The 24,968-nt window shown below is 65.6% G+C and carries 22 protein-coding genes and 1 pseudogene; 14 read left to right on the top strand and 9 right to left on the bottom strand.

Going from position 1 to position 24,968, the window contains the following annotated elements; all coding sequences use genetic code 11:
- The first annotated feature begins 206 nt into the window (after positions 1-206).
- The 3 genes from LDB05_RS18190 (at position 207) to sppA (ending at position 4,181) form a co-directional block, all read left to right on the top strand.
- Positions 207-1,088, top strand: a complete 882-nt coding sequence (locus LDB05_RS18190) for a coiled-coil protein (RefSeq protein WP_226005387.1) — start codon at positions 207-209, stop codon at positions 1,086-1,088.
- A 622-nt stretch (positions 1,089-1,710) separates the two neighbouring features.
- Complete coding sequence (locus tag LDB05_RS18195; RefSeq protein WP_226005388.1) at positions 1,711-3,066, top strand: carboxylate--amine ligase; 1,356 nt, start codon at positions 1,711-1,713, stop codon at positions 3,064-3,066.
- 119 nt (positions 3,067-3,185) lie between these two features.
- On the top strand, positions 3,186-4,181 hold the full coding sequence (gene sppA, locus LDB05_RS18200; RefSeq protein ID WP_226005389.1) for a signal peptide peptidase SppA: 996 nt from the start codon (positions 3,186-3,188) through the stop codon (positions 4,179-4,181).
- A 171-nt stretch (positions 4,182-4,352) separates the two neighbouring features.
- Here the strand turns inward: sppA and LDB05_RS18205 are convergent, their stop codons facing one another.
- A complete protein-coding gene (locus LDB05_RS18205; RefSeq protein WP_226005390.1) occupies positions 4,353-7,715 on the bottom strand; it encodes a hypothetical protein in 3,363 nt (1,120 codons plus the stop codon).
- Positions 7,716-7,897: 182 nt separating this feature from the next.
- Between LDB05_RS18205 and LDB05_RS18210 the strand changes: the two genes are divergently transcribed.
- The 3 genes and pseudogenes from LDB05_RS18210 to LDB05_RS18220 all read left to right on the top strand — a co-directional run.
- A complete protein-coding gene (locus LDB05_RS18210) occupies positions 7,898-9,202 on the top strand; it encodes a DUF373 family protein (RefSeq protein WP_226005391.1) in 1,305 nt (434 codons plus the stop codon).
- A 49-nt stretch (positions 9,203-9,251) separates the two neighbouring features.
- A complete protein-coding gene (locus LDB05_RS18215) occupies positions 9,252-9,977 on the top strand; it encodes a diphthine--ammonia ligase (protein WP_226005392.1) in 726 nt (241 codons plus the stop codon).
- A 107-nt stretch (positions 9,978-10,084) separates the two neighbouring features.
- Positions 10,085-10,201, top strand: a pseudogene (locus LDB05_RS18220) (diphthine--ammonia ligase); the annotation flags it as partial.
- A 117-nt stretch (positions 10,202-10,318) separates the two neighbouring features.
- Here the strand turns inward: LDB05_RS18220 and LDB05_RS18225 are convergent.
- Complete coding sequence (locus tag LDB05_RS18225) at positions 10,319-11,059, bottom strand: hypothetical protein (protein ID WP_226005393.1); 741 nt, start codon at positions 11,057-11,059, stop codon at positions 10,319-10,321.
- 145 nt (positions 11,060-11,204) lie between these two features.
- Positions 11,205-12,179 (bottom strand): nucleotidyltransferase family protein, encoded by a 975-nt coding sequence (locus LDB05_RS18230; protein WP_226005394.1) that lies wholly within the window; start codon positions 12,177-12,179, stop codon positions 11,205-11,207.
- A 136-nt stretch (positions 12,180-12,315) separates the two neighbouring features.
- Between LDB05_RS18230 and LDB05_RS18235 the strand changes: the two genes are divergently transcribed.
- Both LDB05_RS18235 and LDB05_RS18240 read left to right on the top strand, forming a co-directional pair.
- Positions 12,316-12,606, top strand: coding sequence for a transcriptional regulator (locus tag LDB05_RS18235; RefSeq protein WP_226005395.1), 291 nt, complete (start codon positions 12,316-12,318; stop codon positions 12,604-12,606).
- Between the two features lie 195 nt (positions 12,607-12,801).
- Positions 12,802-13,170 carry a DUF7344 domain-containing protein gene (locus LDB05_RS18240; RefSeq protein ID WP_226005396.1) on the top strand — a complete coding sequence of 123 codons (369 nt, stop codon included), beginning with the start codon at positions 12,802-12,804 and terminating at the stop codon, positions 13,168-13,170.
- Here LDB05_RS18240 and LDB05_RS18245 read toward each other — a convergent pair.
- Positions 13,167-13,634, bottom strand: coding sequence for a Rieske (2Fe-2S) protein (locus tag LDB05_RS18245; RefSeq protein WP_226005397.1), 468 nt, complete (start codon positions 13,632-13,634; stop codon positions 13,167-13,169). The genes LDB05_RS18240 and LDB05_RS18245 overlap by 4 nt on opposite strands.
- Positions 13,635-13,728: 94 nt before the next feature.
- Between LDB05_RS18245 and LDB05_RS18250 the strand changes: the two genes are divergently transcribed.
- The 3 genes from LDB05_RS18250 (at position 13,729) to LDB05_RS18260 (ending at position 17,582) form a co-directional block, all read left to right on the top strand.
- Positions 13,729-14,838, top strand: a complete 1,110-nt coding sequence (locus LDB05_RS18250) for a saccharopine dehydrogenase family protein (RefSeq protein ID WP_226005398.1) — start codon at positions 13,729-13,731, stop codon at positions 14,836-14,838.
- Positions 14,839-15,086: 248 nt separating this feature from the next.
- Positions 15,087-16,568 carry an ATPase domain-containing protein gene (locus LDB05_RS18255; protein ID WP_226005399.1) on the top strand — a complete coding sequence of 494 codons (1,482 nt, stop codon included), beginning with the start codon at positions 15,087-15,089 and terminating at the stop codon, positions 16,566-16,568.
- 9 nt (positions 16,569-16,577) lie between these two features.
- Complete coding sequence (locus LDB05_RS18260; protein ID WP_226005400.1) at positions 16,578-17,582, top strand: sensor histidine kinase; 1,005 nt, start codon at positions 16,578-16,580, stop codon at positions 17,580-17,582.
- Positions 17,583-17,669: 87 nt separating this feature from the next.
- Here LDB05_RS18260 and LDB05_RS18265 read toward each other — a convergent pair whose 3' ends face one another.
- Entirely contained in the window at positions 17,670-18,542 is an 873-nt protein-coding gene (locus LDB05_RS18265) for an aminotransferase class IV (RefSeq protein ID WP_226005401.1), read from the bottom strand.
- Positions 18,543-18,643: 101 nt separating this feature from the next.
- Here LDB05_RS18265 and LDB05_RS23730 point away from each other — a divergent pair, with 101 nt between their 5' ends.
- Positions 18,644-18,775: a hypothetical protein gene (locus tag LDB05_RS23730; RefSeq protein ID WP_484549602.1), complete on the top strand. Its 132-nt coding sequence runs from the start codon at positions 18,644-18,646 to the stop codon at positions 18,773-18,775.
- Positions 18,776-19,402: 627 nt separating this feature from the next.
- A complete protein-coding gene (locus LDB05_RS18270) occupies positions 19,403-19,621 on the top strand; it encodes a HalOD1 output domain-containing protein (protein WP_226005402.1) in 219 nt (72 codons plus the stop codon).
- Positions 19,622-19,666: 45 nt separating this feature from the next.
- Here the strand turns inward: LDB05_RS18270 and LDB05_RS18275 are convergent, their stop codons facing one another.
- From LDB05_RS18275 to LDB05_RS18290, 4 genes are all read right to left on the bottom strand, one after another.
- Positions 19,667-20,365 carry an anthranilate synthase component II gene (locus LDB05_RS18275; RefSeq protein ID WP_226005403.1) on the bottom strand — a complete coding sequence of 233 codons (699 nt, stop codon included), beginning with the start codon at positions 20,363-20,365 and terminating at the stop codon, positions 19,667-19,669.
- Complete coding sequence (locus LDB05_RS18280; protein WP_226005404.1) at positions 20,358-22,010, bottom strand: anthranilate synthase component I family protein; 1,653 nt, start codon at positions 22,008-22,010, stop codon at positions 20,358-20,360. Before LDB05_RS18280 ends, LDB05_RS18275 begins: the two co-directional genes overlap by 8 nt.
- Positions 22,011-22,154: 144 nt before the next feature.
- Positions 22,155-22,904 carry a helix-hairpin-helix domain-containing protein gene (locus LDB05_RS18285; RefSeq protein ID WP_226005405.1) on the bottom strand — a complete coding sequence of 250 codons (750 nt, stop codon included), beginning with the start codon at positions 22,902-22,904 and terminating at the stop codon, positions 22,155-22,157.
- A gap of 79 nt (positions 22,905-22,983) precedes the next feature.
- Positions 22,984-23,787: a shikimate dehydrogenase gene (locus LDB05_RS18290; RefSeq protein WP_226007935.1), complete on the bottom strand. Its 804-nt coding sequence runs from the start codon at positions 23,785-23,787 to the stop codon at positions 22,984-22,986.
- A 208-nt stretch (positions 23,788-23,995) separates the two neighbouring features.
- Here LDB05_RS18290 and LDB05_RS18295 point away from each other — a divergent pair, with 208 nt between their 5' ends.
- Entirely contained in the window at positions 23,996-24,940 is a 945-nt protein-coding gene (locus tag LDB05_RS18295) for a calcium/sodium antiporter (RefSeq protein WP_226005406.1), read from the top strand.
- Positions 24,941-24,968: the final 28 nt, after the last annotated feature.

The raw sequence follows: 24,968 nt of genomic DNA on the forward strand, positions 1-24,968 counted from the left end.
ATCAGTCACCAGAACGCCACCGGGGCGCGTATCGCTCGACGATCGATGACAGGAAATCTTATTCACCGAGGTTTCGCAGATCGTGAGCAGTCGCTTCGAACGGTCAGTCGGCTATCCCTGACTCTCCCGTCGAGCCGTCGGCGAGGGATTCGGGCCGCCGTCCGATCGGTTCTCCGGTGCGGGTATGGCACAGAGGATTAACTAACATGGTAGACGAATCGAAAAACATCGAACTGACAGAGGACGACCTAGAAAACAAATCGAAAGGACAGCTCATCAAAATGGCCGGGCAACTGCGAGACCGGCGAAACGAGCTGAACCAGATGGCTTCCGACCGCGCTTCCAAGCGCGACGATCTCAACGCGAAGACTCGCGAGAAAGTCGACGAAGCCCAGGAGCACCGCGAGAAACGCGACGAGCTCAACGAGAAGGTCCAGGAGCACAAGGAGAGCCGCAACGAGCTCAACGCCGAAGCCAACGAGCTCTTCGACAAAGTCGAGCAGCTCAAATCGGACATGGAGCTCGACGAGGGCAAGGACCTCGAGGAGCTCGAGTCGGAGATCGAAGACCTCGAGTTCAAACAGCAGACCGAGGTCCTCTCGAGCGAGGAAGAAAAGGAGCTCATCGAGAAGATCGAGGGAAAGCGTGAGGAGTACGAGGAGCGCAAGCAGAAGCTCGATCAGAACGAGGACTTAGAGGAGCTCGTCGAGGAAGCCGAGGAAGTGCGATCGGACGCCTCCCAGCACCACCAGAAGGTCACGGAACTCGCCGACAAGGCCCAGGAACATCACAACCAGATGATCGAGGCCTATCGAGAGGCCGACGACATCCGCGACGAGGCCGACGAGATGCACGAGAAGTTCGTCGAGGCTCAGGAGGCGGCCGACCGCCACCACGAGGACTTCGTCCGCGTCCAGAAGCGCCTGCGCGAACTGGACAAGAAGGAAGAAGAGGAGCGCAAGTCCGAGCGGGACAAGAAGAAAGAGGAGGCCAAAGAAGAGGCCGAGGAGATCTACCAGAAGTTCAAGGAAGGCGAAACCCTCGAGACCGAGGACCTGATGAAGCTTCAGAAGACGGGACTGCTCTAAGTCGATTCCGTCTACCGCGACTTTCTCCCCGAATTTTCGGGTTTCTCGAGCGTTCGTGTAGTCCTTTCTCTCCCGATGTGACTGCTCGAGCAGAGCGTGAACTGCCGGTCGGGACCTGGGACTCCCAGTGGGTAGTCGTCCGTTCATCCGCTACACCCTCGTAATAGTCCCCCGGCTGTTCTCACCGGTCACGTTTTCGCGGATCGGGCCCGAGTGGACGAACTGGCATCGAGTCCGGCCGACGACAGCACCTGGATCGACGCCGCGAGCGGTACTCGCTCCGACCGAATCCGCCCGGCATCGTCACCGTCCTCGAGTACGTGGTGTCGGCGTCGGGATGGCGAGCAGATCACGCTCGGACGCACCCGAGACGGGTCGTCGATGCGGGCGAAACGATCGTCGTAACGGGAACTTACGTCTGGACTGTCGATGGGGTCGCCTTCGATATCGTGTTCGTCCTCCGAGAGGGACGAATACGGGATGGACGGGGGACAGAGAGACGGCCCTCGAACGGTAGCTATTCGGATCCTACCGTCGCAAAACCGGGGCGTAATCGCAGGAGGGATCGGCGGCGAAGCGTAGCTGATCCATAACAATGCGACGCGGCCCCGAGGTATCACTCATGCAACGTCAGAGGGACGACGCGAGCGTGCTCGTGCCGGGAATCGACGCGCCGAGCACCGTTGCCTGTCTCCGCTCACTGCATCCGCGTGGCGTCCGAACCATCGTGGGTTCCGAGTCGCGGTCGACTCCGGCAGCCACCTCGACGTATCGCGATGCGTTCGTTCATCTGCCGGATCCGGATACGGAACTCGCTGCGTACGGGGATGCCTTGCTCTCGCTCGCAAAACAGCCGGCGGTACGGACGATCGTTCCGGTCCGTGAGGAAGACGTCTACGTTCTCGCGAAGCGCAGAGACGCGTTCGCCGACGAGATCGCGACGCCGTGGCCGGCGTTCGAGACCCTTCGACGCGTTCAGGACCGCGTCGAACTCTTCGACGCCGCCGACGCGGCCGGTGTCGGCGTCCCCGAAACCGAACTCCTCGATCAGTGGGACGACTGGGACCGGGAGGTCATCGTCAAGCCACGCTACACCGTGGCCGCGCCCGCCTATCTCGGCTCCCGGTTCGACGATGCGGAGATCGGCTCGACCGAATACCAGCAGCCTGGCACGCGACCGGACCCGCAGGCGGCCGCCGAGAAACGCGGCCACGTCCCGATCGTTCAGGAGCTGATCCCCGATTCGCGGGAGTTCGGCTTCTTCGCGCTCTACGACCGCGGCGAGCCGGTCGCGACGTTTCAGCACTGTCAACGCCGGGGCTGGAAGTACTGCGGCGGGCCCAGCGCGTACCGGGAGTCGGTTCACATTCCGGAGCTCGAGGCCGCCGGGCGTGCCCTGCTGGACGAACTCGAGTGGCACGGGCTGGCGATGGTCGAGTTCCTCCGCGATCCGGCCGACGGCGAGTTCAAGCTAATGGAGATCAACCCGCGGTTCTGGTCGTCGCTCCCGTTTTCGGTCCGTGCGGGTGCCGACTTTCCCAACTATTACTGGCAGTTGGCGACGGACGAACCGATCACGTCGGAGCCGACCTACGAAGTCGGGATGGGGGGTCATCTCCTCCGCGGGGAACTCAGCTACCTTCACAGCGTGGTCACCGAGGAGTACCCGCTCGTGGACCGGCCGTCGTTCGGAACCGCCGCGCGCGAGGTCGCTACATCGCTCGTTTGCCACCCCCGATTCGATTATGCAGTCGCGGACGATCCGATACCGTTCGTTCAGGACGGCGTGAACCTCCTGCGGGAGTGGTTCGACGGCGGGTCGGGCGAGGGAGCCGCCGAGGCCGAACCGACGCTCGAGCCGGACATCGAGACCGAGATCGCCGACGACGGGGCGGAGTCGGCCGAGACGAGTCCGGCCGCAGACGGCGAGCCGACGCGATCGGCCCAGACCGACGGCGGCGGTCGATCCGACTCGTAGCGACCCTGACGCGACCGGGGCCGTGAACGTCCGGAATCGGCGGGCCCGCGTCTTATCTCAGACCGGCAACCCTTAACGGGAACCGGGCCCAGGTACGGATATGACTCGAGGTGCTGTCCGTGGTCAGTAGTGAGGGTATCGAACGACTCGCGGTCGTCGTCGGCGGCGGCCTCGCGTTCGCGGTCATCGGCGTCGTCCTGTTTCTCCTCGTTCCGGACACGCTGTCGGAGCTGCTGGGCGTCGTGCTCGCGCTCGTCGTCGCCCTCGTCGGCCTGCGGTTCGCGAGCAACGCCGCCGATTCGCTGTTTCCGACCTACGACGTCGCCGAGGTCGCCGTCGAGGGGCCGATCAGTCGAGACGGCGGCGGGGGTCCGCTCCCGACGAGCCCGGGTTCGACCCCGGCCGACGACGTCGTCGAGCAGATAGATCGTGCAGACGAGGACGACAACGTCCGAGCGCTGCTGGTGAAGCTGAACACGCCCGGCGGCGAGGTCGTCCCCAGCGACGACATCCGGCTCGCGGCCGAGCGGTTCGACGGGCCGACCGTCGCCTACGCGACCGACGTCTGCGCCAGCGGCGGCTACTGGATCGCCAGCGGCTGTGACGAACTCTGGGCCCGCGAGGGCTCGATCGTCGGCTCGATCGGCGTCATCGGCTCGCGGGTCAACGCGAGCGACCTCGCCGAGAAGGTCGGCCTCTCCTACGAACGGTTCGCCGCCGGCGACTTCAAGGACGCCGGCACCCCGCTGAAGGAACTCGAGGACGAGGAACGCGAGTACCTCCAGGGACTGATCGACGATTACTACGACACCTTCGTCGAGCGGGTCAGCGACGGGCGCGATCTCGAGCCGGAGTTCGTCCGGGACACCGAGGCGCGGATCTACCTCGGTGAGGAGGCCCACGAGATGGAGTTGGTCGATCATCTCGGCACCCGTCGGGAGATCGAGGACGAACTCGCGGATCGGCTCGACACCGACGAGGTCAGGATCGAGGAGTTCGAGCCCGAGCGGCCGCTGATGGCCCGCGTCGGTGCGGGAGCGAAGAGCATCGCGTACGCGTTCGGCGCCGGTATCGCCGGTGTCGCCGACGAGCGCGGGTTCCGACTCCGGACCTGAGGGCCGGACTCGAGAGCGCACGAACGTCCGATAGAACAGTTCGCTATCGGTCGGGAGCGCCCGTCGACGCGGTCGCCGGCTGCGATCGAAACGCGTTCGAGCCGTTACCGATCGGCCCGTCGACGAGCCGCACCGTTTTGCTGTGGACCGACTTCGATTCGTCCCTGCTGCTCAGGGCGGGCTCGCTCCTGGCTCCTCGACGGCCAGCGCCCAGCCCTCGAGCCACTCGCGCAGGCCCGAGTCGGGAACGGACAGCGAGTGCGTGTTCTCGGGAAGCGTGGGGTAGCCACCGATCTCGTCGGGATGACCGAGCCAGTAGTCGTACGGCGAGTCGAGTCGGTCGTTGCCCGCACGCTCCGTGATCTCACGGATGATTCGCTCGTCGTTGACCGTCCGGTCGGCCGGCCGCGCGCCGGCGTATCGGAGGTTGTGGCTCTCGACCTCGCTCGAGGGCATCGTCTCGAGCCCGTCGGGCCACAGGGGCGGGGAACGCAGCGAGTCGGTCTCGGCGAACGACTGGTCGTCGTCCAGCGATGGATCGGCGGTGACGTTGTCCTCGTGATAGGCGGATCCGCCCTCGAGCGGCGCGTCTCCGGTGTCGAGGAGGCCGGTGTAGACGTTACCGACGAAGCTCGTGACGGCCGATCCGTCGGTGGCTGCTGCGTAGTCGTAGAAGTACGCGAGGTTGTTGACGGCGACGGACTCCGTGTCGCTTTTGAGTCGCGGAACGCGGCCGCGGACCTTCGCCCAGACGTTGCCCGCCATGGTAACGTTCGAAGCACCGTCACCGACGAGCGTGCCGTAGTTGTGGTCGGACTCGTCGCCGTAGGGATTGTACAGCCCCTCGTAGATCAGGTTGTTCGTGTAGGTGGTTCTGTCCGTGTCGTAGCCGATGGACATGCATTCGTCGGTCCCCCACGACGCCGTCACGTGATCGACGACGTTGTTCGTCGTGTCGTCCTGGGTGTTGAACGAGTCGTTGCCCTGAATGTTCCCGTCGGCGCCGGGGCCGATGCGCGAACGGACGTGCTGGACGACGCAGTTGTTGGCGTCGACTTGGAGCATGCCGTTTATGAACGTAATCCCCGGTGACGGGGCCGTCTGTCCGGCGATCCAGCAGTTGTCCTCGGTGACTTGCAACCTGTCGCCGCCGAGGTCGATGACGCCGCTCGTCTCGAAGACGACCACGCGCGGGCCGCTCGCCTGGAACGGCCCTTCGACCGCGCTCCGGGTCGCTTCCTGCACCCGGTAGACGTCGACGTCCCCGTCCTCGAGCCACGGTGCCGGCGTGGTGAAGCCGTCGGTGTAGTCGTAGTGTGACCCGCCCTCGTTGAGCGCTTCCTCGGTCGTGAACGTCGCGATATCGCCGGTGGCGGTGTCGCCGTCGTCCGCCTCGGCGACCGCGCGATACTCGTAGTCGGTCTCGCCCGAGAGCCCGACGACGTCTCCGCGGAACTCGCCGGGTTCCTCGAGCGTCTCGGAGTTCGAGCGCATCCACTCGGCGTCGTCCTCGTCGTCGTCGGTGACGGGACGAACCTCGAACGCGATCTCCGCCGAGGAGGCCTCGGTTCCGATCCGCTCGAGGTGGCCGTTCAGGGTGGCCGACGTGGCGTCGATCTCCGTCGCCTCGCCGGTCGTGACGACGGGAGCCGTGTCCGGCCCGTTGGTCGTAAACGTGGCGACCGCGCCGGTATCGGTGTCGCCGTCGCTGGCCTCTACGACCGCGCGGAACTCGTAGTCGGTCTCGTTCGAGAGGTCGGTGATCTCGGCGTCGAACGAACCGGGGTCGGACACGGTCTGACCGTCCGTTGCGGTCCACGACCCGGCGCTGGCCGCACGGTACTCGAACCCGACTATCGCCGAGGACGCCCGTCCCAGCGAGTCGAGCTGTCCGGTGAGGGTCGCCGTCGTCGCAGATACGTCCGCGGGCGATCCCGTCGCGACCACCGGGTTCGTGTCGACGGGCGCGCCGTCGTCCCCGGAGACGCTCCCGGCGACGTCGACGTCGCCGATATCCCGATTGTGGGTCGGGGAGACGCCATCGAGCTCCGAGAACTCGGCGGCACAGAGGGTCCCCGCGTTGTGGCTCGTGACCGCGAGCCCGAGATAGCCGCTCTCCGCGAGGTCGATCGCGTCGCTCGAAAGCGCCGCCATGCGCGCCCAGTCCCGGCCGTCCGTCGACGCGTACGCCTCGAGCGTGTCGCCGCTCCGGACGAGTCGCTGATAGTTCGCGTCGATCGTTCCGTCGGATATCTCGCTCTCTCCGTCGCCCGCCTCGGAGGTCAGGCTCGTCGACTCGCTGCCGCTCTCGGGACGCCACTGCACGGACGTGTCGTGGCCGGGGGTCCGTCGGATCATGACGTTCTTCGCCTCGGGATCGAGCGATTCGCGGAGCATCAACCCGGCCTTGGCGTACGCGTCGGTGTCCTCGAGTCCGTCGACCTCGACGGTGACGTCGAAGTCGCCGCTGACGTCGGTGAAGTAGTAGTGGCCCTCGTCCGACTGGTTCCAGATGTCGGCACCGGCACCCTCGACGACGAATCCGTCCGTCTCGTCGACCGCGGTCTCGACCGTATTGATCGATCCCCTGTCTCCGTCGCCGTCGTCCGCCTCGAGGACCGCGCGGAACTCGTAGGTCGTGTCACTCGAGAGGTCGCCGACCTGGTAGCTGAACGATCCCGTCGAGGAGAGCGTCTGTGACGGGGTCGCGGTCCACGACCGCGCGCCGCGCGGGCGGTACTCGAAGTATGCGGTCGCCGAGTCGTCAGCGGCCAGTTCGTCGACGGCACCGCCGAGGCTGGCCGACGACGCGGTGACGTTCGAGGCCGATCCCGTCGAGACGACCGGAGCGGGGTCCCTGCCGCCGGAACCGCCGTCGCTGGTAGTGACGCTGCCGGGAACCTCGACGTCGCCGACGTCGGCGTTGCTGGACGGTGACAGCCCCGACAGGTTCGAGAACGTCGCCGTCGCGAGGGTTCCCTCGTCGTGGCTCGTGACCGCGAGCCCGACGTAGGCGCTGCCGGCGAAGTCGATCGTTCCCGCCGATGGCGATAATTCCGCGATGAGCGTCCAGTTTTCACCGTCTTTGGAGCCGTACGACCGGATCGTCTCCCCCGTGCGGACGATGCGTTGCCACTCGGCCGCCATCGTTCCGCCCGAGACTTCGCGAAGGTGTTCGCCGCTGCCCGACGTCGTACTTTCGGCCTCGTCGCCCCCGTCCGAGCGCCACTGAACCGAGGTCTCGTTTCCGGGCGTCTTTCGGATCATCGCGTGCTCCTCGTCGTCCGCGAGCGTCTGCCGGACCATCAGGCCGGCCTTGGCCCATCCGTCGGTGTTCTCGAGGTCGTCGATCTTGACCGTGACGTCGAAGTCGCCGTCGACTTCCTCGTAGTAGTAGTGGAACGCGTCGGTATCGCTCCAGATGTCGTGTCCACCCCCCTCGATCGCGATCGTCGTCGTCGCCGCTGCACTCCCGACCGCCCCGAGGGTACCGAGTCCCCCCGCGCCGACCGCCTGCATGAACGTTCTGCGCATTTATTTCTCCATTTCGGATCACTATAATAACTATATCCGGAATAAATAAATCTATTTGATTCGTAATTTACACTAGTTCTCGTAGTTCGGCCACCTCGGTGGGGCGGTGTTCCGAACGACGGGGGAGGGTCCACCGCTTCCGAGTGAGTGGATTTATCGTCGCAGGGATTCCAACGCCTATCGTGACAACGCTGGTCGTCTGCCTCGACCGGACCGACGACGTGGGCCGCAAGACCGGCCTCCGCTCGCCCGTCGTCGGCTGGGAGGCAGTCCGCGCGCTCGTGACCGACGTCGGCCTCGCGGATCCGGAGGACTCGGGCGTCAATACCCTGCTCGAGTCGCTACGGGTCGCCCAGAACCTGCGCGACGAGAGCGAAGAGGTCGTCGTCGCGGTGGTCTCGGGGGACCACGAGTCGATGGTGTCGGCCGATCGGGCGGTCGCCGAACAGCTCGACGATCTCATCGCCGACTACGAACCGGAGTCGGCGATCGTGGTAACGGACAGCGCGGAGGACGAACGGCTGATCCCGATCGTCGAGAGCCGCGTCCGCGTCGACTCCGTCGATCGCGTCGTCGTCCGGCAGGCCCGCGATATCGAATCGACGTACTACCTGCTCAAACAGTTCCTCGCGGACGAGGAGCTCCGGCAGACGGTGCTGGTCCCGATCGGGCTGACCCTGCTCGTTTTCCCGCTCCTCGCAACCACCGTCGGGCCCGCGACGGGCGCAGCCGCGATCACCACCGTCATCGGCCTGTTCCTGCTCTATAAGGGCTTCAACGTCGACGAGATCCTGGCCAGACTGGCCCACCAGACCCAGGAATCGCTGTACTCCGGGCAGGTATCGGTCGTCACCTACGTCGTCGCCGCCGGACTGACGTTCGTCGGACTGTTCGTGGGCGCGCTCGGCGTCTCGAACGTCGGGGAGACGCCCGGCGTGGTGATCCCCGCGACCCGGTTCGCCTTCGACAGCATCCCCTGGCTCGCGATGGCCGCGCTGACCGCCAGCGCCGGTCGACTGCTCGACGAGGCGATCAGCGACGAGCCGATCCGAACCTCGTTCCTCAACCTGCCGTTCATCGTCGTCGCCGTCAGTCTGGTCGTTCGCGGCTTCTCCGCGTACTTCCTCGAGCAACAGGACGCGATCGAGCCGTTCATCGTCCCGGCCCATACACTCTGGGTCCTCTCGAACGAGCGGTTCGCGATGGGTGCCGGCCAGCGACTCGCGCTGTTCGTCATCACCGCGATCGTGGTGAGTCTGGTCGGTGCCCGGATCGCGTCCTCGCTCAGCGGCCAGCGCGACGACCTCGACCGTGCCGACGGCGGGGCACCGTCCGACACCGGTGCCGACCGCGAACCCGAGGCCACCGCCGACGCGACCGGGACGCCCGACTCCGAGCCAGCAGCGGACCGGACCGACCCCGAGCTCACGGACGGCGGTGCCGACGCGGGCACGAACCTCGACTCGTCCGAGGAGCACACCCCCTGAACCCGCTCGGACTCGGTACCCATTTAGCCCTCCCCGGCAACGACCGACCATGAGCGACGCAGACGGCGCGTGGGTGAGCCTCTTTTCGGGCGGCAAAGACTCGTCGTGGGCACTCTTCCGGGCCCTCGAGCGGGGGCTCCCGGTCGAACGCCTCGTCACCGTCCACCCGACCGGCGACTCGTACATGTACCACGTGCCCGCGACGGAGCTGGCCGCGCTGGCGGCCGAGAGCATCGGGATCGAACTGGTCGACGTCGAACCCGACGACTTCGCGGCCGACGCGGCGACCGACTCGAGCGCGCAGGGCGACGACGAACTCGAGCCCCTCGAGGCGGCGCTCGAGGAGCTCGCTCGCGACCTCCCGGGCGGTATCGCCGGCGTCACGGCGGGGGCCGTCGAGAGCGAGTACCAGACGAGCCGGATTCGGGGGATGTGCGACCGCCTCGAGTGCGACCTGTTCGCCCCGCTCTGGCAGGAGAACCCCCGCGATCTGGCCGACGCGATGCTCGAGGCGGGGTTCGAAATCACCATCATTCAGGTCGCAGCGCACGGACTGGACGAGTCGTGGCTCGGCCGAACGCTCGATCGGGAGGCGATCGCGGAACTCGAGGCGCTCAACGACGAGTACGGCGTCCACATTCTGGGTGAGGGCGGCGAGTTCGAAACGTTCGTGGTGGACGGGCCGCACATGGATCGTCGGATCGATCTCGAGTACGATACGGAATGGGACGGGACGCGGGGGCGGTTGCGGATTACGGATGCGCAGTTGGAGTAGTTATTGTCCCGCGAGCGAACGGAGTGAGCGAGCGGAGTTTTTTGGTCCAGATTTTTTGCTCGAGCGGTCAGCCGGAGGCTGACCCGAGAGGAAAAAAGGTGGTTCTTGAGACGTTCGTGGTGGACGGGCCGCACATGGATCGTCGGATCGATCTCGAGTACGACACGGAATGGGACGGGACGCGAGGGCGGTTGCGGATTACAGATACGAAGTTGAGTGAGTAAAGGGCGTGTACCGCGAGTGAACGAGCGGGGTTTTTGGTTTCTTCGCGAACAGCGTGAGCGAAGGTCAGCGAAACCGAAGCTCTCGCCAGACAGATTTTTTGCTCGAGAAAGGGGAAGCTACCCGTCAGAGCCTGGGGGCGCGTCGCTCCCAGGCTCCCTCTCGTGTATTGCTCTCACCGCTTCGCGATCGGCCTCGTCCGTGAACGTCCACCACGCGATGCGATCGATCTGGAGCGGCGAGTACGATGACAGGAACGACAGCCACTCGCCGGACGCGATCGTCCGCAGATCGGTCGCCGTGTCGAGCGGTGAGTCCTCGAGGTCGTCGGCGACGGCGTCGATCAGGGCCACGACCTGCGGGAGCGGCCTGATCGTCTCGACGCCGGCGAGCTGGCGGAGGTACTGGTAACTCGAGGGACCGACGCCGGCGATCGAGCCGATCGGGTCCTCGTCGTACCGGTAATGGTCGGCGGCGCTCGCCCACGCGATCAGCGCGTCCAGATCGTCGTCTTCGGGTCGGTCGGCGAGGACGCGGGCGATCTCGAGGAGGACGTGTCGCTTTCGCTTGGCACCGAAAACGGCCACCAGTTCGTCGTCCGCGAGCTCGAGCGCAGCGAGATCCGCGAACGAATCGACGCGGTCGGTCTCGATGAACGCGTCGCGAAACCGGCTGACGGTCGGTTCGATGCCGCCGACGAAGCTCTGTCCGGTGGTCGAGGCAGCGGCCTCGGCGATCAGCAACAACGGATCGTCACCGGTCCAGCGTCGGTGCTCGTGGAACGCCGCTGCGAGCTCCCGAACCGGCACGCCGTCGGCGTAGGGGTCGAGGACCGCCCGGACCGTCTGCTCGCTGCTCATGTGCGTTGTCCCCACGTATCATGTGGGAGACTGATAGCTGTATCGACTGCTTCGGGATCGCTGCGATGTACTGTTTACGTGCCGCTACAGGCCCGTACAAGAGTGTGTAGTGATATCGACGGCAAACCCGAACCGCAACTCGCGGCTACTCGTCCGTTCCGTTCGTGATCGTCGTGTGGGCTCCGATGAGCGCCCCCGCGAGGTCCAGGTCCTCGATGTGGGTTCCTCGGTCGATAATCGAGCGACGGATATCGCCGTTCCGGACCGTCGCGTCCGAGAAGATGACCGTATGGTCGAGGTCGGTGCCCTCGAGCGTCGCGCCGTCCATCACGTGGACGTTGTCCCCGATCGTGGCGTCCTCGAGCGTGGCCGAGTCGGCGACCAGCGATTCCCCGTCGAGGTGCCAGGCGACCGCATCGAGGTAACTTTCGGGGGTTCCGATGTCGAACCACGCGTCCTCGAACGTGTAGGCGTACGTGTCCTCGCGGTTCTGCAGCCACTGGACGAACCAGCCCGGTTCGTCGGGGTTGTTGCCGTCCTCGAGGTAGGTCGGCAGCAAGTCGAGCGACTCCTCGGGGAACGCGTAGCAGGCGATCGAGACGAGCGTGCTCTTGGGGTCGTCGGGTTTTTCCTGAAAGTCGACGACGCGGTCGCCCTCGAGTTCGACGAGCCCGTAGGACTTGGCCTTCTCGCGGGAGCCGACGTCGTAGGCGGCGAGGGTGGGCGCATCGCGGTCCTGGAAGTAGTCGAGGAAGTCGGACACGTCGAAACTGATCAGGTTGTCGCCGGCGATGACCAGCAGGTCCTCGTCGACGTTCTCGCGGTCGATCAACTGTGCGAGCGCGCCGACGACGCCGAACTTGTCGTCTTCCTCGGTCGTCTCCTCGACGGAGAGCCGGGGCTTGTCGAACTCGCTGTCGGCGAGGTGGGCCTCGAAGTCGGGGGCGAACCGCTCGTTCGTGCTGACGTAGACCTCCTCGATTCGGTCGTCAGCCTCGAGTTCCGTGAAGATGCGATCGATGACGGTCGATTCACCGATTGGGAGGAACATCTTGGGCCGGTGTTTGGTAATCGGCCACATTCGCGTCGCGTACCCGCCTGCGAGGACGACGGCCTTCATAGCCCGGTGTTCACCTGCGGGGGGTAAGTTACTTGCCCTTTCACTGAAATCGAAACTGTCGACGGATTCTCCGAGGCGACGAGCCGGTCGCTGAAAGAGCAAAACGGTAAAACCGCGCCCCCTCGTGGCGTACCGTATGCGAGAGGCCGACGAAACGACGCGGCAGAAACTCGCCGACGCGCTTCGTGCCGAGCCGGCGACGCCCAGCGAACTGGCCACCCAGTTCGATCTCACGCCCCACGCGGTGGTCGGCCACGTCGAACACGTCTCCCAGTCGGTCGACGGATCGGACGAACGACTGCTCGTCGCGCCGCCAGCGTGTCGAGAGTGTGGATTCGACGACTACGACGACCTCTTGAACCTCCCCTCGCGGTGTCCCGACTGCAAGAGCGAGTCGATCGACGAACCCACGTTCACGATCGAGTAACGGTGTCTGATCGTCATCGAGGGCGGAGTGTCAGCGACGACTGATAATTCCGGCACAGATTCGACACTAATATTTAGGCTGCCGGCGAGAACCCGATACGAACCCTCGAGCGAACGCGGACTCGGCTTCGATCGACGGCGACTGACAACTCCGTTCTCAGTCGCAACCGTTCGACTCGAGGAATAGGGACCACACATGACTTCCGACTCTCACCCGGAGCACGACTGCGTCGAGTTCGTGCAGACGGCACTCGACTGGCTCGACGAGACGGACGAGCCCGACGCGTCGGCCGAATCACTCGACGACGCGTTCGCCCTCCTCGCCGATCAGCGCCGCCGGCTACTGCTGGCGGTCATGCGCACCTACGGGGAGGCGCTGACGCTCCCGGACGCGGCCGAGGAAGTCGCGGTTCGCGAAACGGGACATAACGTGACCGAGATCTCGGCGGAACGAGTCAGAGAGGTGTATCTCTCACTGTATCACGATCACCTCCCGCGGCTGGTCGACGCCGGCTTGCTCGAGTACGATCAGGAGCGGGATCTGGTCGCGCCGGACGCGGTCTAGAACTCCACGTTCGAGGTCGACGCCCGATCGAGATCGTCGCTTTCGATCGGCCCCATCCCGACGAACTCGTACTCGTCGTCGGTCAGGTAGGCGTCGCCCTCGGAGACGGTGATCTCGACGTCGGTGAGGTAGGCGCCCTCGCAGGGGCCGTAGCTACAGTAGCCGGTGTCGGCCTCGAAGTACGCACCGTGGTTCGCACAGATGAGTTCGCCGTCTCGCATCGGCGCGCCCGAGCCCTTGTCCAGTTTGATGTGGGTGAGGTGCTGACAGTAGTTCAACCAGCAAGCGACGCCGTCGTCGCTCGTCTCCGGTTCCGACCCGGATGGTTCGCCGCCGTCCGTCGCTGCCGCGCCGTCGGCGACGAGAATCGCCTCCCGTTCCTCGCCGGAGTCGTCGGCGACGCGAAACAGTACCGTCGAGTCCTCGGGCACGTCCGCGAGCGCCGTGATCCGTCCTGCGTCCATTGCCCCTCCGTTACCAGCCGGTCGTCCTGAACGTTTCGACAGCGGGCGCGAATGTCTGACGGAGTTTTAACCCCCTCTCCCTCCAACGCCGCCTATGGACTCCCTTCTCGTCTACGGTTCCTACGGCTACACGGGGCGGCTGATCGCACGCGAGGCCGTCGCGCGAGGCGGCTCGCCCGTCGTCGCCGGCCGCAACGGCCGCGCGGTCGCCGAGCAAGCCGACGCACTCCGCGTCGAAGGGCGGACGTTCGACCTCGACGCTGCCGACCTCGGCTCCAAGCTGGCACGGTTCGACGCCGTCCTGAACTGTGCGGGGCCGTTCGTCGAGACGGCCGAGCCGCTCGTCGAGGCCTGCCTCGAGACGAACACGGACTATCTCGATATCACGGGCGAGTTTTCGGTGTTCGAGTGCCTTCGCCAGCACGACGCCGCCGCTCGCGACGCGGGGATCACGCTGCTTCCCGGCGTCGGCTTCGACGTCGTTCCGTCGGACTGTCTGGCCGCGTTTCTCGCCGATCAGGTTCCCGACGCGGACCGGCTGGCCCTCGGAATCAAGGGGAGCCTCGATTTTTCGCGGGGCACCGCTCGGACGCTCGTCGAACAGCTCGGTGTCGGCGGCGTCGTTCGGCGCAACGGCCGACTCCTTCAGGTGCCGACGGCGTTCCGATCCCGCGAGGTCGACTTCGGCGACGGCCCCGAACACGCCGTCACGGTACCGTGGGGCGACGTCGTCACGGCGGCCCACTCCACCGGCATCGAGTCGATCGAGGTCTACGCCGCCGCGCCGTCGTGGGCGAGCAAAGCACTGTCGGCGGTCGATTCCCTCGAGTGGCTCCTCGACAGCCGACCCGCCGAGCGCCTGTTGAAGCGCCTGATCGACGCCCGACTCGACGGCCCGGACGAACGAGAACTGGCGACTGGCAGCGCCGTCGTCTGGGGTGAAGTCCGTAAAGAGGGCGGCGACCAGCGCGCCCGCGCCCGACTCCGGACGCCGAACCCGTACGCGCTCACCGCCGAGTCGGCGGTGCTGGCCGCCGAGCGGGTGCTCAAGGGCGGGGACCGAATTTCAACGGGGTTTCAGACGCCGGCCTCGGTCTTCGGGAGCGAGTTCGCGCTCGAGTTGACGGGGACCGAGCGAGAACTGCTGGAGGCGCCAGCCGATGCGAGCGATCCGGCGCGGTCGGCCGTCGAGTCCGCCGACTGAGCCGCTACAATCGGACACCGCCGAGTAACATTCATTACGAATGATTTTCACGGCGTCTTTCTCGAGCACGGATGCTGTGGGTCGAGAGATTCTGCCACCTCGCATCGATTCGAGATTGCTCTATAGCACTACCACCTGACGGTCGGGCGACAGTAATCGGGGGCGTTGCGGTCACTGGTTCGATCGCTTGGAACCCGACATATGGCCGGTATTTTTAATAACAAATTCCCTCGATTGCTAGATAATTCATGGAAATCGGAGGAGACCCGTTGGATCAGCTCTCGAGCGGTATTTCGGGTCTCAATTCGCTTCTCAACGGCGGCTTCGTCGACGGGCGGCTGTATCTCGTTCTCGGGTCCCCCGGGACCGGAAAAACCACGCTTGGGATGGAGTTCCTCAGGACGGGGATCGACACCGACGAAACGGTCCTCTTCATCCACGGTGAAGAATCCCGTGAGGGATTGCTCACCAACGCGGCGCAGTTCGACATCGATCTCGCTGACGCGAATTTCCTCGATATCGGCCCCGAATCGGAGTTCTTCACTCAGTCGCAGACATACGACGTCGTCGATCCGAAAGACATCGAGGACGACAGCCTGATTGGCGACATCCGCGACACCATCGACGAGGTCGACCCCGACCGCGCACTCATCGATCCGATCACGCAGTTTCAGTACCTCGAATCGGACGAGTACCAGTTCCGAAAGCGCATCATCTCGTTCGCTCGCTTCCTCAAATCCCGCGGCACGACCGTCCTCGCCACGAAGACGCCGGACGCGCAGTTCGACGAACAGCTGAAGTCACTCAGCGACGGCGTGATCTCCCTCGAATACGAGTCGGAAGGTCGTCGAATCACCGTCTCGAAACACCGCGGGGTCGGCCAACGAGACGGAACCCACGGCCTGGAAATTCGCTCGGCCGGCCTCGACGTCTATCCGGCCCTTCGACCGGATCGCCACTCTCGATCGTTCGAACCGATCCAGCTCGCGTCCGGTATCGACGGGATCGATTCCCTGCTCGGCGGCGGCCTCGAGCAGGGGACCGTCACCATCATCAGCGGGCCCTCCGGCGTCGGCAAGACGACGATCGCCACGGAGTTCCTCCAGACGGCTGCGGCGAACGGCGGCGGGGCGCTCACCTACCTCTTCGAAGAATCGCTCGAGACCTTCACGTATCGGTCGGAAGGGTTCGGCATTCCGGTGACACGGCTGCGCGAGAACGGCTCGCTGACGGTCGAACCGATCGTGCCGTCAGCGCGATCACCGGAGGAGTTCGCGCAACTGGTCAAGACGCAGGTCGAAGACCAGAACAGCGACCTCGTCGTCATCGATGGGATCCAGGGCTACAAAACCGCAATCAAGGGCGGCGTTGAGGACGTCGATCTGCGACGCCGACTGCACGCGCTGACGGAATATCTGACGAACATGAACGTCTCGGTGTTGCTCATCGATCAACGACACGAGGTGACCGGTCTCCCGCAACCGACGAGTGCCAACGTCAGCTACCTTGCCGACAATCTCGTCTACCAGCAGTACATCGAACTCGAGGGCGAGCTCCAGCGGATCATCGGCGTGCTCAAAAAGCGCGTCGGAGACTTCGAGACCGTCCCCCGCCAGTTTACGATTACTGCGGACGGACTGACGGTGGGCGAGTCGATGGCAGGCTACCACGGCGTTCTGACGGGACTCCCGGAACAGAGCGAGAGCGGACGGTCGTCCCAGGTCGAGTGAGACAGAATAATGGCCGATATACAGCTGTTGTTCGCCGACGACGGAAATCAGGAGGCCGTCGCCTCTCTGGTGACCGAGCACCACACGCCGATCACGGACGAGGAACTCCGGGAGTGCGATCTCTACCTCGTGGATGAAGCCCTCTTTCCTCGGTACCGGGATCGGTTAGAGGCCCAAAAGAACGAGCAGTTCCCGGTGTTTCGCCCGGTCGTTCTCGTCCGCCGCGAACGGACGCCGATCACGGTTTCTCTTCCGGACCCCGTTACGAGTGACCTTCCGCTCCTCGTCAACGCCGTCGTGAACGCACCGGTCGAGAAACAGGCGCTGTTCCGAACTATCTCTAACCTCCTGGCGCGACGGAGTCAGAGCGAGGGGCTCACCACCGAGCTCCGGAACCGAAACGCGCGACTCGAGCAGTTCGCGAGCACGCTGCGCCACGAACTCCGCAATCCGTTGAACGTACTCGATGGCTACCTCGATCGCGCGCGGGAACGAGGCGATCCCGAGTCGTTCGACGCGTGCGAGGAGTCCGTCGATCAAATGAGCCAGTTGCTCGAAGATACGTTGCTGATCATCGACGGCGGCGATATTCGAACGGACCCCGAACTTATCGATCTTGCGGCCATCTGTGATACCTGTTGGGACGTTATGTCTGCGGACGGCGCTCAGTTGGAGATCGGAACGACGACGCACGTCGTCGCCGACGAGGTTCGGCTGAAGCAGTTGCTGGGGAACCTGTTTCGCAACGCGGTCGAACACGCGGGAACCGACGTCTCCGTCTCGGTCGGCGACCTCCCGAACGGGTTTTACGTTGAAGACGACGGGCCGGGAATATCCACCGAGGAGCACGACCGCGTGTTCGAAGAGGGACATTCGGTAAACAGTGCGGGAACGGGACTCGGCCTCGCAGTCGTGCAAGCGGTCGTCGACGGACACGGCTGGGACGTTCGAATTACTGACAGCGATAGCGGCGGCGCTCGATTCGAAATTACGGGCGTCGACTGCGTCCGGTGAGGTATCGAGAACGCGTTCTCGAAACGGGTCGCGAGCGGTAGCCGCGTGCGTCCCGTCGATCCAAATTCACCCCGCCACGACCGATTTCTACCGGTAACACGTGTCTTCGACGTGCTCGTCGTACGAGCGGGACAGCTGCTCCGTGATCAAGCCGCCGCCAATATCGCGGCCGTCGAGCGTCGCGATCGGACGGAGCTCCCACGTTCGGTTCGTGAGGAACGCCTCGTCGGCCCCGAGCACGTCGGCCGGCTCGTAGCGTCCCTCGCGGACCGATACGCCGTCCTCGCGTGCGAGTTCGAGCACGATTTCCCGAGTAATCCCTGGCAGGACCGGGCCGTCAGTGGTCGGCGTGTGAAGGGTCCCGTCGCGGACGAAAAACAGGTTGCTCGTCGCGCCTTCCGTGATCTCGCCCTCGAGATCGCACATGAGCGCTTCGTCAGCCTCGTCGCCGAGTTCCGCGCGCGCGAGGATTCCGTTCAGGTAGTTGTGCGTCTTCGCCGCCGCAGGAAGCGATTCGTTGGGGATCCGTCGCGTCTCGACCGTCCCGACCGTCGCCGGCCCGTCCCAGACGGGATCGCCCTTGAGCCCGCCCCGCGGGAGCGGTTTCACGTAGATCACGACCGTCGGATCGACCTCGGGCTGTGGTGTGAGTTTCCCGGGCTGGACGCCGCGGGTGATCGAGAGCCGGACGTAGGCGTCCGCGAGGTCATTCGCCGCCAGCGTCTCGTCGATGCGCTCGCGGAGGTCGCTCGCGTCGAGGCCGTGCTCGAGCGAGAGGGTCTCGCAGGTTCGCTCGAGGCGCTCGACGTGCTCGTCCCAGGCGAAGATCGTGCCGCCGTAGGCGCGCATCGTTTCGAACGCCGCGTCACCGTAGCGAAAGCCCCGGTCGTCGACGCTAACGGTCGCCTCGCTGGCGGGGACGAGCTCGCCGTCAACGTGGTAGATGTGGTCGTCGGTCATGGCGGTGCGCTCGGTTTGGAGTTATCTCGTCGTGGCACTCGGAGGAGTATGAACTTGCTGTCTCGTGGGAGGAATACGCTGAACGACACGAAGCACATTGCATCGAATTCGCCGAGGAACTGGCTATTCGAGGGGGAGACGTAAACCTCGTTCAGGAGCCAGCGCTGTCCGAAGACGTGTTCGTGGAGTTCCTGCGTTCGGAAAACGGCAGTTCCGGAATTGAAACGGAGTAACGATTAGTCTCGAAGGTGGGCGTTCGACCGCGCCAGCTCCCGGAGCCGCTCGTTGTCCGGGATATCGTACTGTTCACTGACGTCGCGAACAGCTTCTTGAAGCGTCATTGGTGTACGCACTTATGTGGTTGGGTGGAATAAAACTTCTCAACGGACCCCTGCGTTCCGAGACTGTCTGATAGACCGTTGGGCGTTCCGAATTATCGCCTGAGTCTCGCCTCCCAGAGCGACACCTCTCCGACCAACAATTCAGCATCCTAACGTTTTTCAGGATAGATTGCGTACCGCACGGATGCGCACGAAAGTGCGCAAGAGCCGGAGTCCAGCCACCAAGCTAACACTCCGGCTCACACACAGCCCCCGCGTAGCGGGAGCAATCCACCGTTGACGGTGACGAAATAAAGAAGTGCCGACGTTCCGCCGACCAGTCGCTCCTGTCGCCGACTCGTTCGCTGGGTTGCGTACCGCCGCGCCGGGGCCAGACAGAACGACCCATGGTCTCGAGCATCACCATCCACTGCACCTGTGGGACGGACGTTCGTATCGAGACGACGACTGACCCGGCCGCGTGTCCGGACTGCGAGACGACGTTCGAATGCACGCTCGTCGAACACGTCGAGGATAACAATGTACCCAGCACTCGCTACGGCACTGAGACGTATCGCGGCCCGTGAGGACCGTCGCGTGACGGGCCTGCCACCCCTGTCCGAGGCGGTGGACCCCGAGGCCCTCACCGCGGTCCTCGAGTCGAACCCGACCGTCACCGTCCGCTTCGAGTACGAGGGCTATCGCATCGTGCTCGGTCCCGGACCTGACGAGGTCGCGGTGAGCGATCGGGAGCGGTGACGGACCGCCGATCGGCCCGCCCGAGCGACGATTCGGGCGGCCCGATTACGCGTCGACTCGAGCGGCGAACCGACAGAAATTCCCGATCATCCGCTTGCCCAGCTCGAGCGAAATGTCGTCGCCGGTCCCGTCCTCGGCTGCCCCGGTCTCCCCGTCCGGTACCGCCCGCGTGAGGATGCTTTCGGGGTGGAACTGCACGCCGATGTGTGGCTTCTCGCGGTGGCGGACAGCCATCAGGACGCCGCGTTCGTCCGCCGTTCGAGCGGTCTCCTCGAGCGCGGCGGGCAGATCCGCCCGCTCGACGGCGAGCGAGTGGTAGCGGCCGACCTGAAACGCGTCGGGGAGGCCGTCGAACAACCCCACGCCGTCGTGGCTGACCGTCGAGGGCTTTCCGTGGACGACGTCCGGCGCGCGGACGACCGGCGCACCGTTGGCCGCACACAGCGCCTGATGGCCGAGACAGACGCCCAGAATCGGATACTCGGTTTCCGCGAACAGCGGGATCGAGATCCCGGCTTCCCGTGGCGTCCCCGGTCCCGGCGAGACGACGATCCCCGTCGGCTCGAGGTCGCGAACGCCCTCGAGGTCGAGCTCGTCGTTTCGTCGGACGATCACCTCGTCCGCGACCTCGCCTACGTACTGGACGAGATTGTAGACGAACGAATCGTAATTGTCGACGACGAGCAACCGTTTGCTGCGGTCACTCGCGTTCGCTCGCTCGCGGGTGCGATGCTCGTCACTCACACTCTTCACCTCCGTGTTCCGCCTCGAGCCCCAGCTCGGCCCGCTCGCCCAGCGCGTCGTCGACCGCCGTAATGAGCGCGCGGGCCTTGTCGAGGGTCTCGTCGTACTCGCGGGTCAGATCGGAGTCGTGGACGATCCCCGCACCGACGCGGAGGTGGTACTCCTCGGCGTGGCGGACCAGCGTCCGAATGACGATGTTCAACGTCGCGCGCCCGTCGAAGCCGAAGATCCCGACGCTTCCCGTGTAGGGGCCGCGTCGGGTCGCCTCGAGTTCGTCGATGATCGCCATCGTCCGCGGCTTCGGCGCGCCGGTGATCGTCCCGCCGGGGAACGTCGCGGCGATCGCGTCGGACAGCGTTTTCTCCGGCCGAAGCCGCCCGGTGACGTTCGAGACCAGATGCATGACCTCGGAGTAGCGGTCGATTCGGCGGTACTCCTCGACGTCGACGGAGCCGTACTCGCAGACCTTCCCGAGGTCGTTGCGCTCGAGGTCGACCAGCATCGCGTGCTCGGCCCGTTCCTTCGCGTCCGTCAGCAGATCCTCCTCGAGCGCGGCGTCCGCCTCGGGCGTCTCGCCGCGGGGGCGCGTACCGGCGATCGGCTCCGTTCGGACGAAGTCGCCGTCGCGCTCTCGCGGACACGGTCCGCTCGAAGACGTCGAGGTGCCCGGCCCCTCGCGCTCGAGCAGTAACTCGGGACTCGCGCTCACCAGATCGGCCGAGCGGAACTCGAGGAGACAGGAGTACGGCGCGGGGTTGACCCGCCGCAGGGCGTCGTAGGCCGCGACGGGGTGGACGGCGGCGGGCGCGACCAGCCGCTGGGAGATGTTCGCCTGAAAGGTGTCGCCGTCGCGGATGTAGTCCTTGACTCGGCGCACCCGGTCGGCGAAGGCCTCGCGACCGCAGTCGCTCTCGAAGGTCGCTTCCGAGCGCGAGACGGGCGGCTCGCCGATCTCTGGATTTCCGGAGAGCGCGGCGCGGGCGAGTTCGAGCGCGCGCTCCCGGCCGCGATCGTAGGCCGTCTCGAGGTCAGCGTCTGTCGGGTCTGCGCCGTTCTCGGGATCGAACTCGGCGTCGGGACCGCCGATCCGCGGGCAGGCCGTAATCCGCAGCGTTACGTCTCCATCCGCTGGTTCCTCCCAGGCGACGAGCCGGTCGTAGACCGCGACCTCGAGGCGGGGCAGCTCCCGGTCGTCGACCGCCGAGTCGGGCACGTCCTCGAGTTCGCGGGCGATATCGTAGGCGAGCCAGCCGACGGCTCCGCAGGGGTAGGGGACGTCGCACTCGCCCCGGGCGAGCCGATCGCCGGCGAGCAGCCCCTCGAGTGCGGCGAGGCTCGGCGATCGGTCCTCGGTCGCGTCGCGGAGGGCGGCATCGGAGCCGACGGTGAGTCCGTCGACCGGATCGACGCCGAAGTATCCCCAGCCGGGCTGGCCGCCGGTCGTCTCGAGGAAGACCGAGCCCTCGCGTCCGTCGCGCGCCCGCCGATAGGCGAGAAACGGATCCGAAACGGTGACGCGGACTTCGACGGGGACCCGGAGTCCGGTACGCGTCGTCGGCTGGGAAGTCGTCGCGTCCGACGCGCCGCTGTCGCGGACGGCGTCGCGAAACGAGTCCAGCGTCGTGACGACACGCGGATCGCTCATACTCCTCGAGAGGGATCGGATGAGTAATCCTCTTGCGATTTCGGGGCATCGACGATCGGGTACTGGACCGAACGCGTCCGGAAAAGAGTCCCTCGGGGGCGGTGTCTCGAACTCGAGAGCGGGGGCCGATAGTCGGGCGACGGGTTAGCGTACTTCGGCGCGATCGATCCAGCCCTGCAGCCGCTTCTCGGAGATATCGGTCTCCTCGGACAGCTCGGCGGCGTCGGCGGCCGCGAGGTCGCCGACGGTCTCGACGTCCGCAGCTGTGAGTCGGTCGGCGTAGGCCGGGCCGATCCCTTTGATCACGTCGACGGATTCCTGACTGTCTTCGTCGGCCTCCGCCTCGTCAGCATCGGATTCCTCGGATTCGGCCTCGACTTCCTCGTCGACCGCGGATTCCGCGTCGGTGTCGGTATCCGCGGATTCCGCGTCGACAGCAGCCGCTTCGTCGTCGGCCGGTGTCGAGTCCGACTCCGGTTCCGGTTCGGATTCCGCCTCGTTCTCGACGTCCGCGGACGCGTCGTCCGTCTCGGACGCAGCGGCCGAGTCGTCGTCGGGTTCGGCCTCCTCGACCGGTGCTGATGGTTCGGACTCCGCCGACGTCGCCGCGTCCTCGGTCTCCGATTCGGTCGCATCCGCCGGTTCGGAGGCCTCATCCTCCGATTCCGTCTCCGCCGACTCTGTCGAGCTCGAGCCGGCCGTCGCCGATTGCGGCGGTTCGGCGATCCCGCCTTCGGTCGTCGTCTCCTCGCGATCGGACTCCGCGGCGGCGTCGGGTCCGTCGTCCGTCGACCCTTCCCGTTCGACCGTGACCCCCACCTCTCGAGTGCCCCCGCGATCCGAGTTCGACTCGCCGAACCCGAACAGGGACTTCAGCTTTTGCAAGATTGCCATTATCTCGTGGTAGTGGGTTCCATTACTTAAATTCGCCTGATACTGACAGCGCGCCCGGAGTTCTGCCCCTCGCGGCCGCTCACAGCCGCGAGCGGAGCGCCTCGTTCATCGCGTCGACCGGTGCGTCCCGGTCCGTCCAGATCTCGAACGCCTCGACGCCCTGATACAACAGCATCCACGCGCCGTCGACCGTCGTCGCTCCCGCGTCGGCGGCGTCGCGCAACAGTCGCGTCTCGAGGGGCCGATAGACCGCGTCGAGCACCGCGAGATCACCGTGGAGCGCGTCGGCGGGCACCGGCGTCGCGTCCTCTTCCATCCCCACGCTCGTGGCGTTGACGAGCACGTCGGCACCGGCCACCAGCTGTTCGATGTCCGCGAGCCTGTGACCGGTCGCGCGGGGGACTTCGTCGGCCAGGTCGTGTGCCTTCGGCTCGGTTCGGTTGGCGATCGCGACCGTCGCGCCGGCGTCCGCGAGGCCGAACGCGACCGCTCGACCGGCACCGCCGGCTCCGACGACGACCGCTCGAGCGCCGTCGATCTCGACGTCGTGATCGCGAAACGCGCGCAACGCGCCCACGGCGTCGGTGTTGTATCCCGTCGGCGGTCCCGATCCCGAGAAGTCGATCGTGTTGACCGCGCCGATCCGGGTCGCCAGGTCCTCGGGCGCGACGATCTCGAGGGCGTCCTGCTTGAACGGGATCGTCACGTTCAGTCCCGCGATGCCGAGCGCGTCGGCCCCGCGAATCGCGTCGTCGATCTCCTCCCGTTCGGGCTCGAAGGTCACGTAGCGCGCCTCGAGTCCGAGTTCGTCGTAGGCGGCCTCGTGCATCGGCGGCGACAGCGAGTGGCCGACCGGGTTGCCGAGGAGGCCGTATACGTCCATAGCCATTGGTCTCCCTGTCACTCGTCGCGGCGGGGATATAATGGGTCTGGCTTCGGTGGGGTGTTCGACCGTCCGATCGACATGCGTTCGTCCCTCGAGGCGCCCTCCGGTCGCACCTCGCCGTCTTCACCGCGACACGGAAGCGGCCGCCACTGAACGCATCGCTCGTTTCGCGTCACTTTTGGGGGCCACCTGAGTAGCCGCTTCCATGCTCTCAGGGACGCCGTTGTTTCTCCTCTTGCTGGTGGCCGGAATCGTCGCGCTGTACGGCGGTGCCGAGTTACTGGTTGCGGGCGCGCGGCGGCTCGCGCTGGGGATCGGTCTCCGGGCGACGACGGTCGGGGTGACCGTGATCGCGTTCGCGACGACCGCGCCGGAACTGTTCGTCTCGGTGATCGGCGCGCTGAACGTCTCGAGCGACGTCGGCCTTGGAACGGTCGTCGGTTCGAACATCGCGAACATCGGGCTGGTCCTCGGGGCCGCCGCGCTGATCAAACCGCTCTCGATCGGGGACCGGGTCATGCGCCGGCACGTCCCCACGATGGTGCTCGCGGCGATTCTGCTCGTCGTGATGGGCGCGAACGGCCGAATCGGTCGGCTCGAGGGGGTGATTTTCCTGCTCGTCCTCGCTGGATTCACGGTGTTTCTCCTCCACTACGCCAACGTCGATCCCGCGCCGATGGCCGACGACCCGGACGCGGGAACGGGCATCTCACTGCGCGACGTCGGACTCGTCGTCGGCGGGCTGATCGCGCTCGTGGTCGGGTCGCGGTGGCTGGTCGCCGGCGGGACCGGGTTGCTGTCGGCGCTCGGCGTTCCGGACCTCGTTATCGGGCTGACGGTGCTCGCACTCGGGACGTCGCTGCCGGAACTGGCGGCCTCGGTCGTCGGTGCCATCCGGGGGCAAACCGAGTTCGCTATCGGCAACGTCGTCGGGTCGAACATCTACAACGTTCTCGCCGTACTGGGTATCGTAGCCCTGATCACTCCGATCGAAATCGAACCGGCGACGCTCAGGTTCGAACTTCCGATCATGATCGGATTCACCCTCGTTCTGGTCGGGATGATGGCGTACGGTCGGCGGCTCACGCGACTCGACGGCGCGATCCTCGTCGTCGGCTACGTCGGATTCATTTATTTACTCGTTCCGTGATTCGGCCCCGTTGGTAGGGAGGACGGTC

Source organism: Natrinema salinisoli, assembly GCF_020405205.1.
Lineage (GTDB): Archaea > Halobacteriota > Halobacteria > Halobacteriales > Natrialbaceae > Natrinema > Natrinema salinisoli.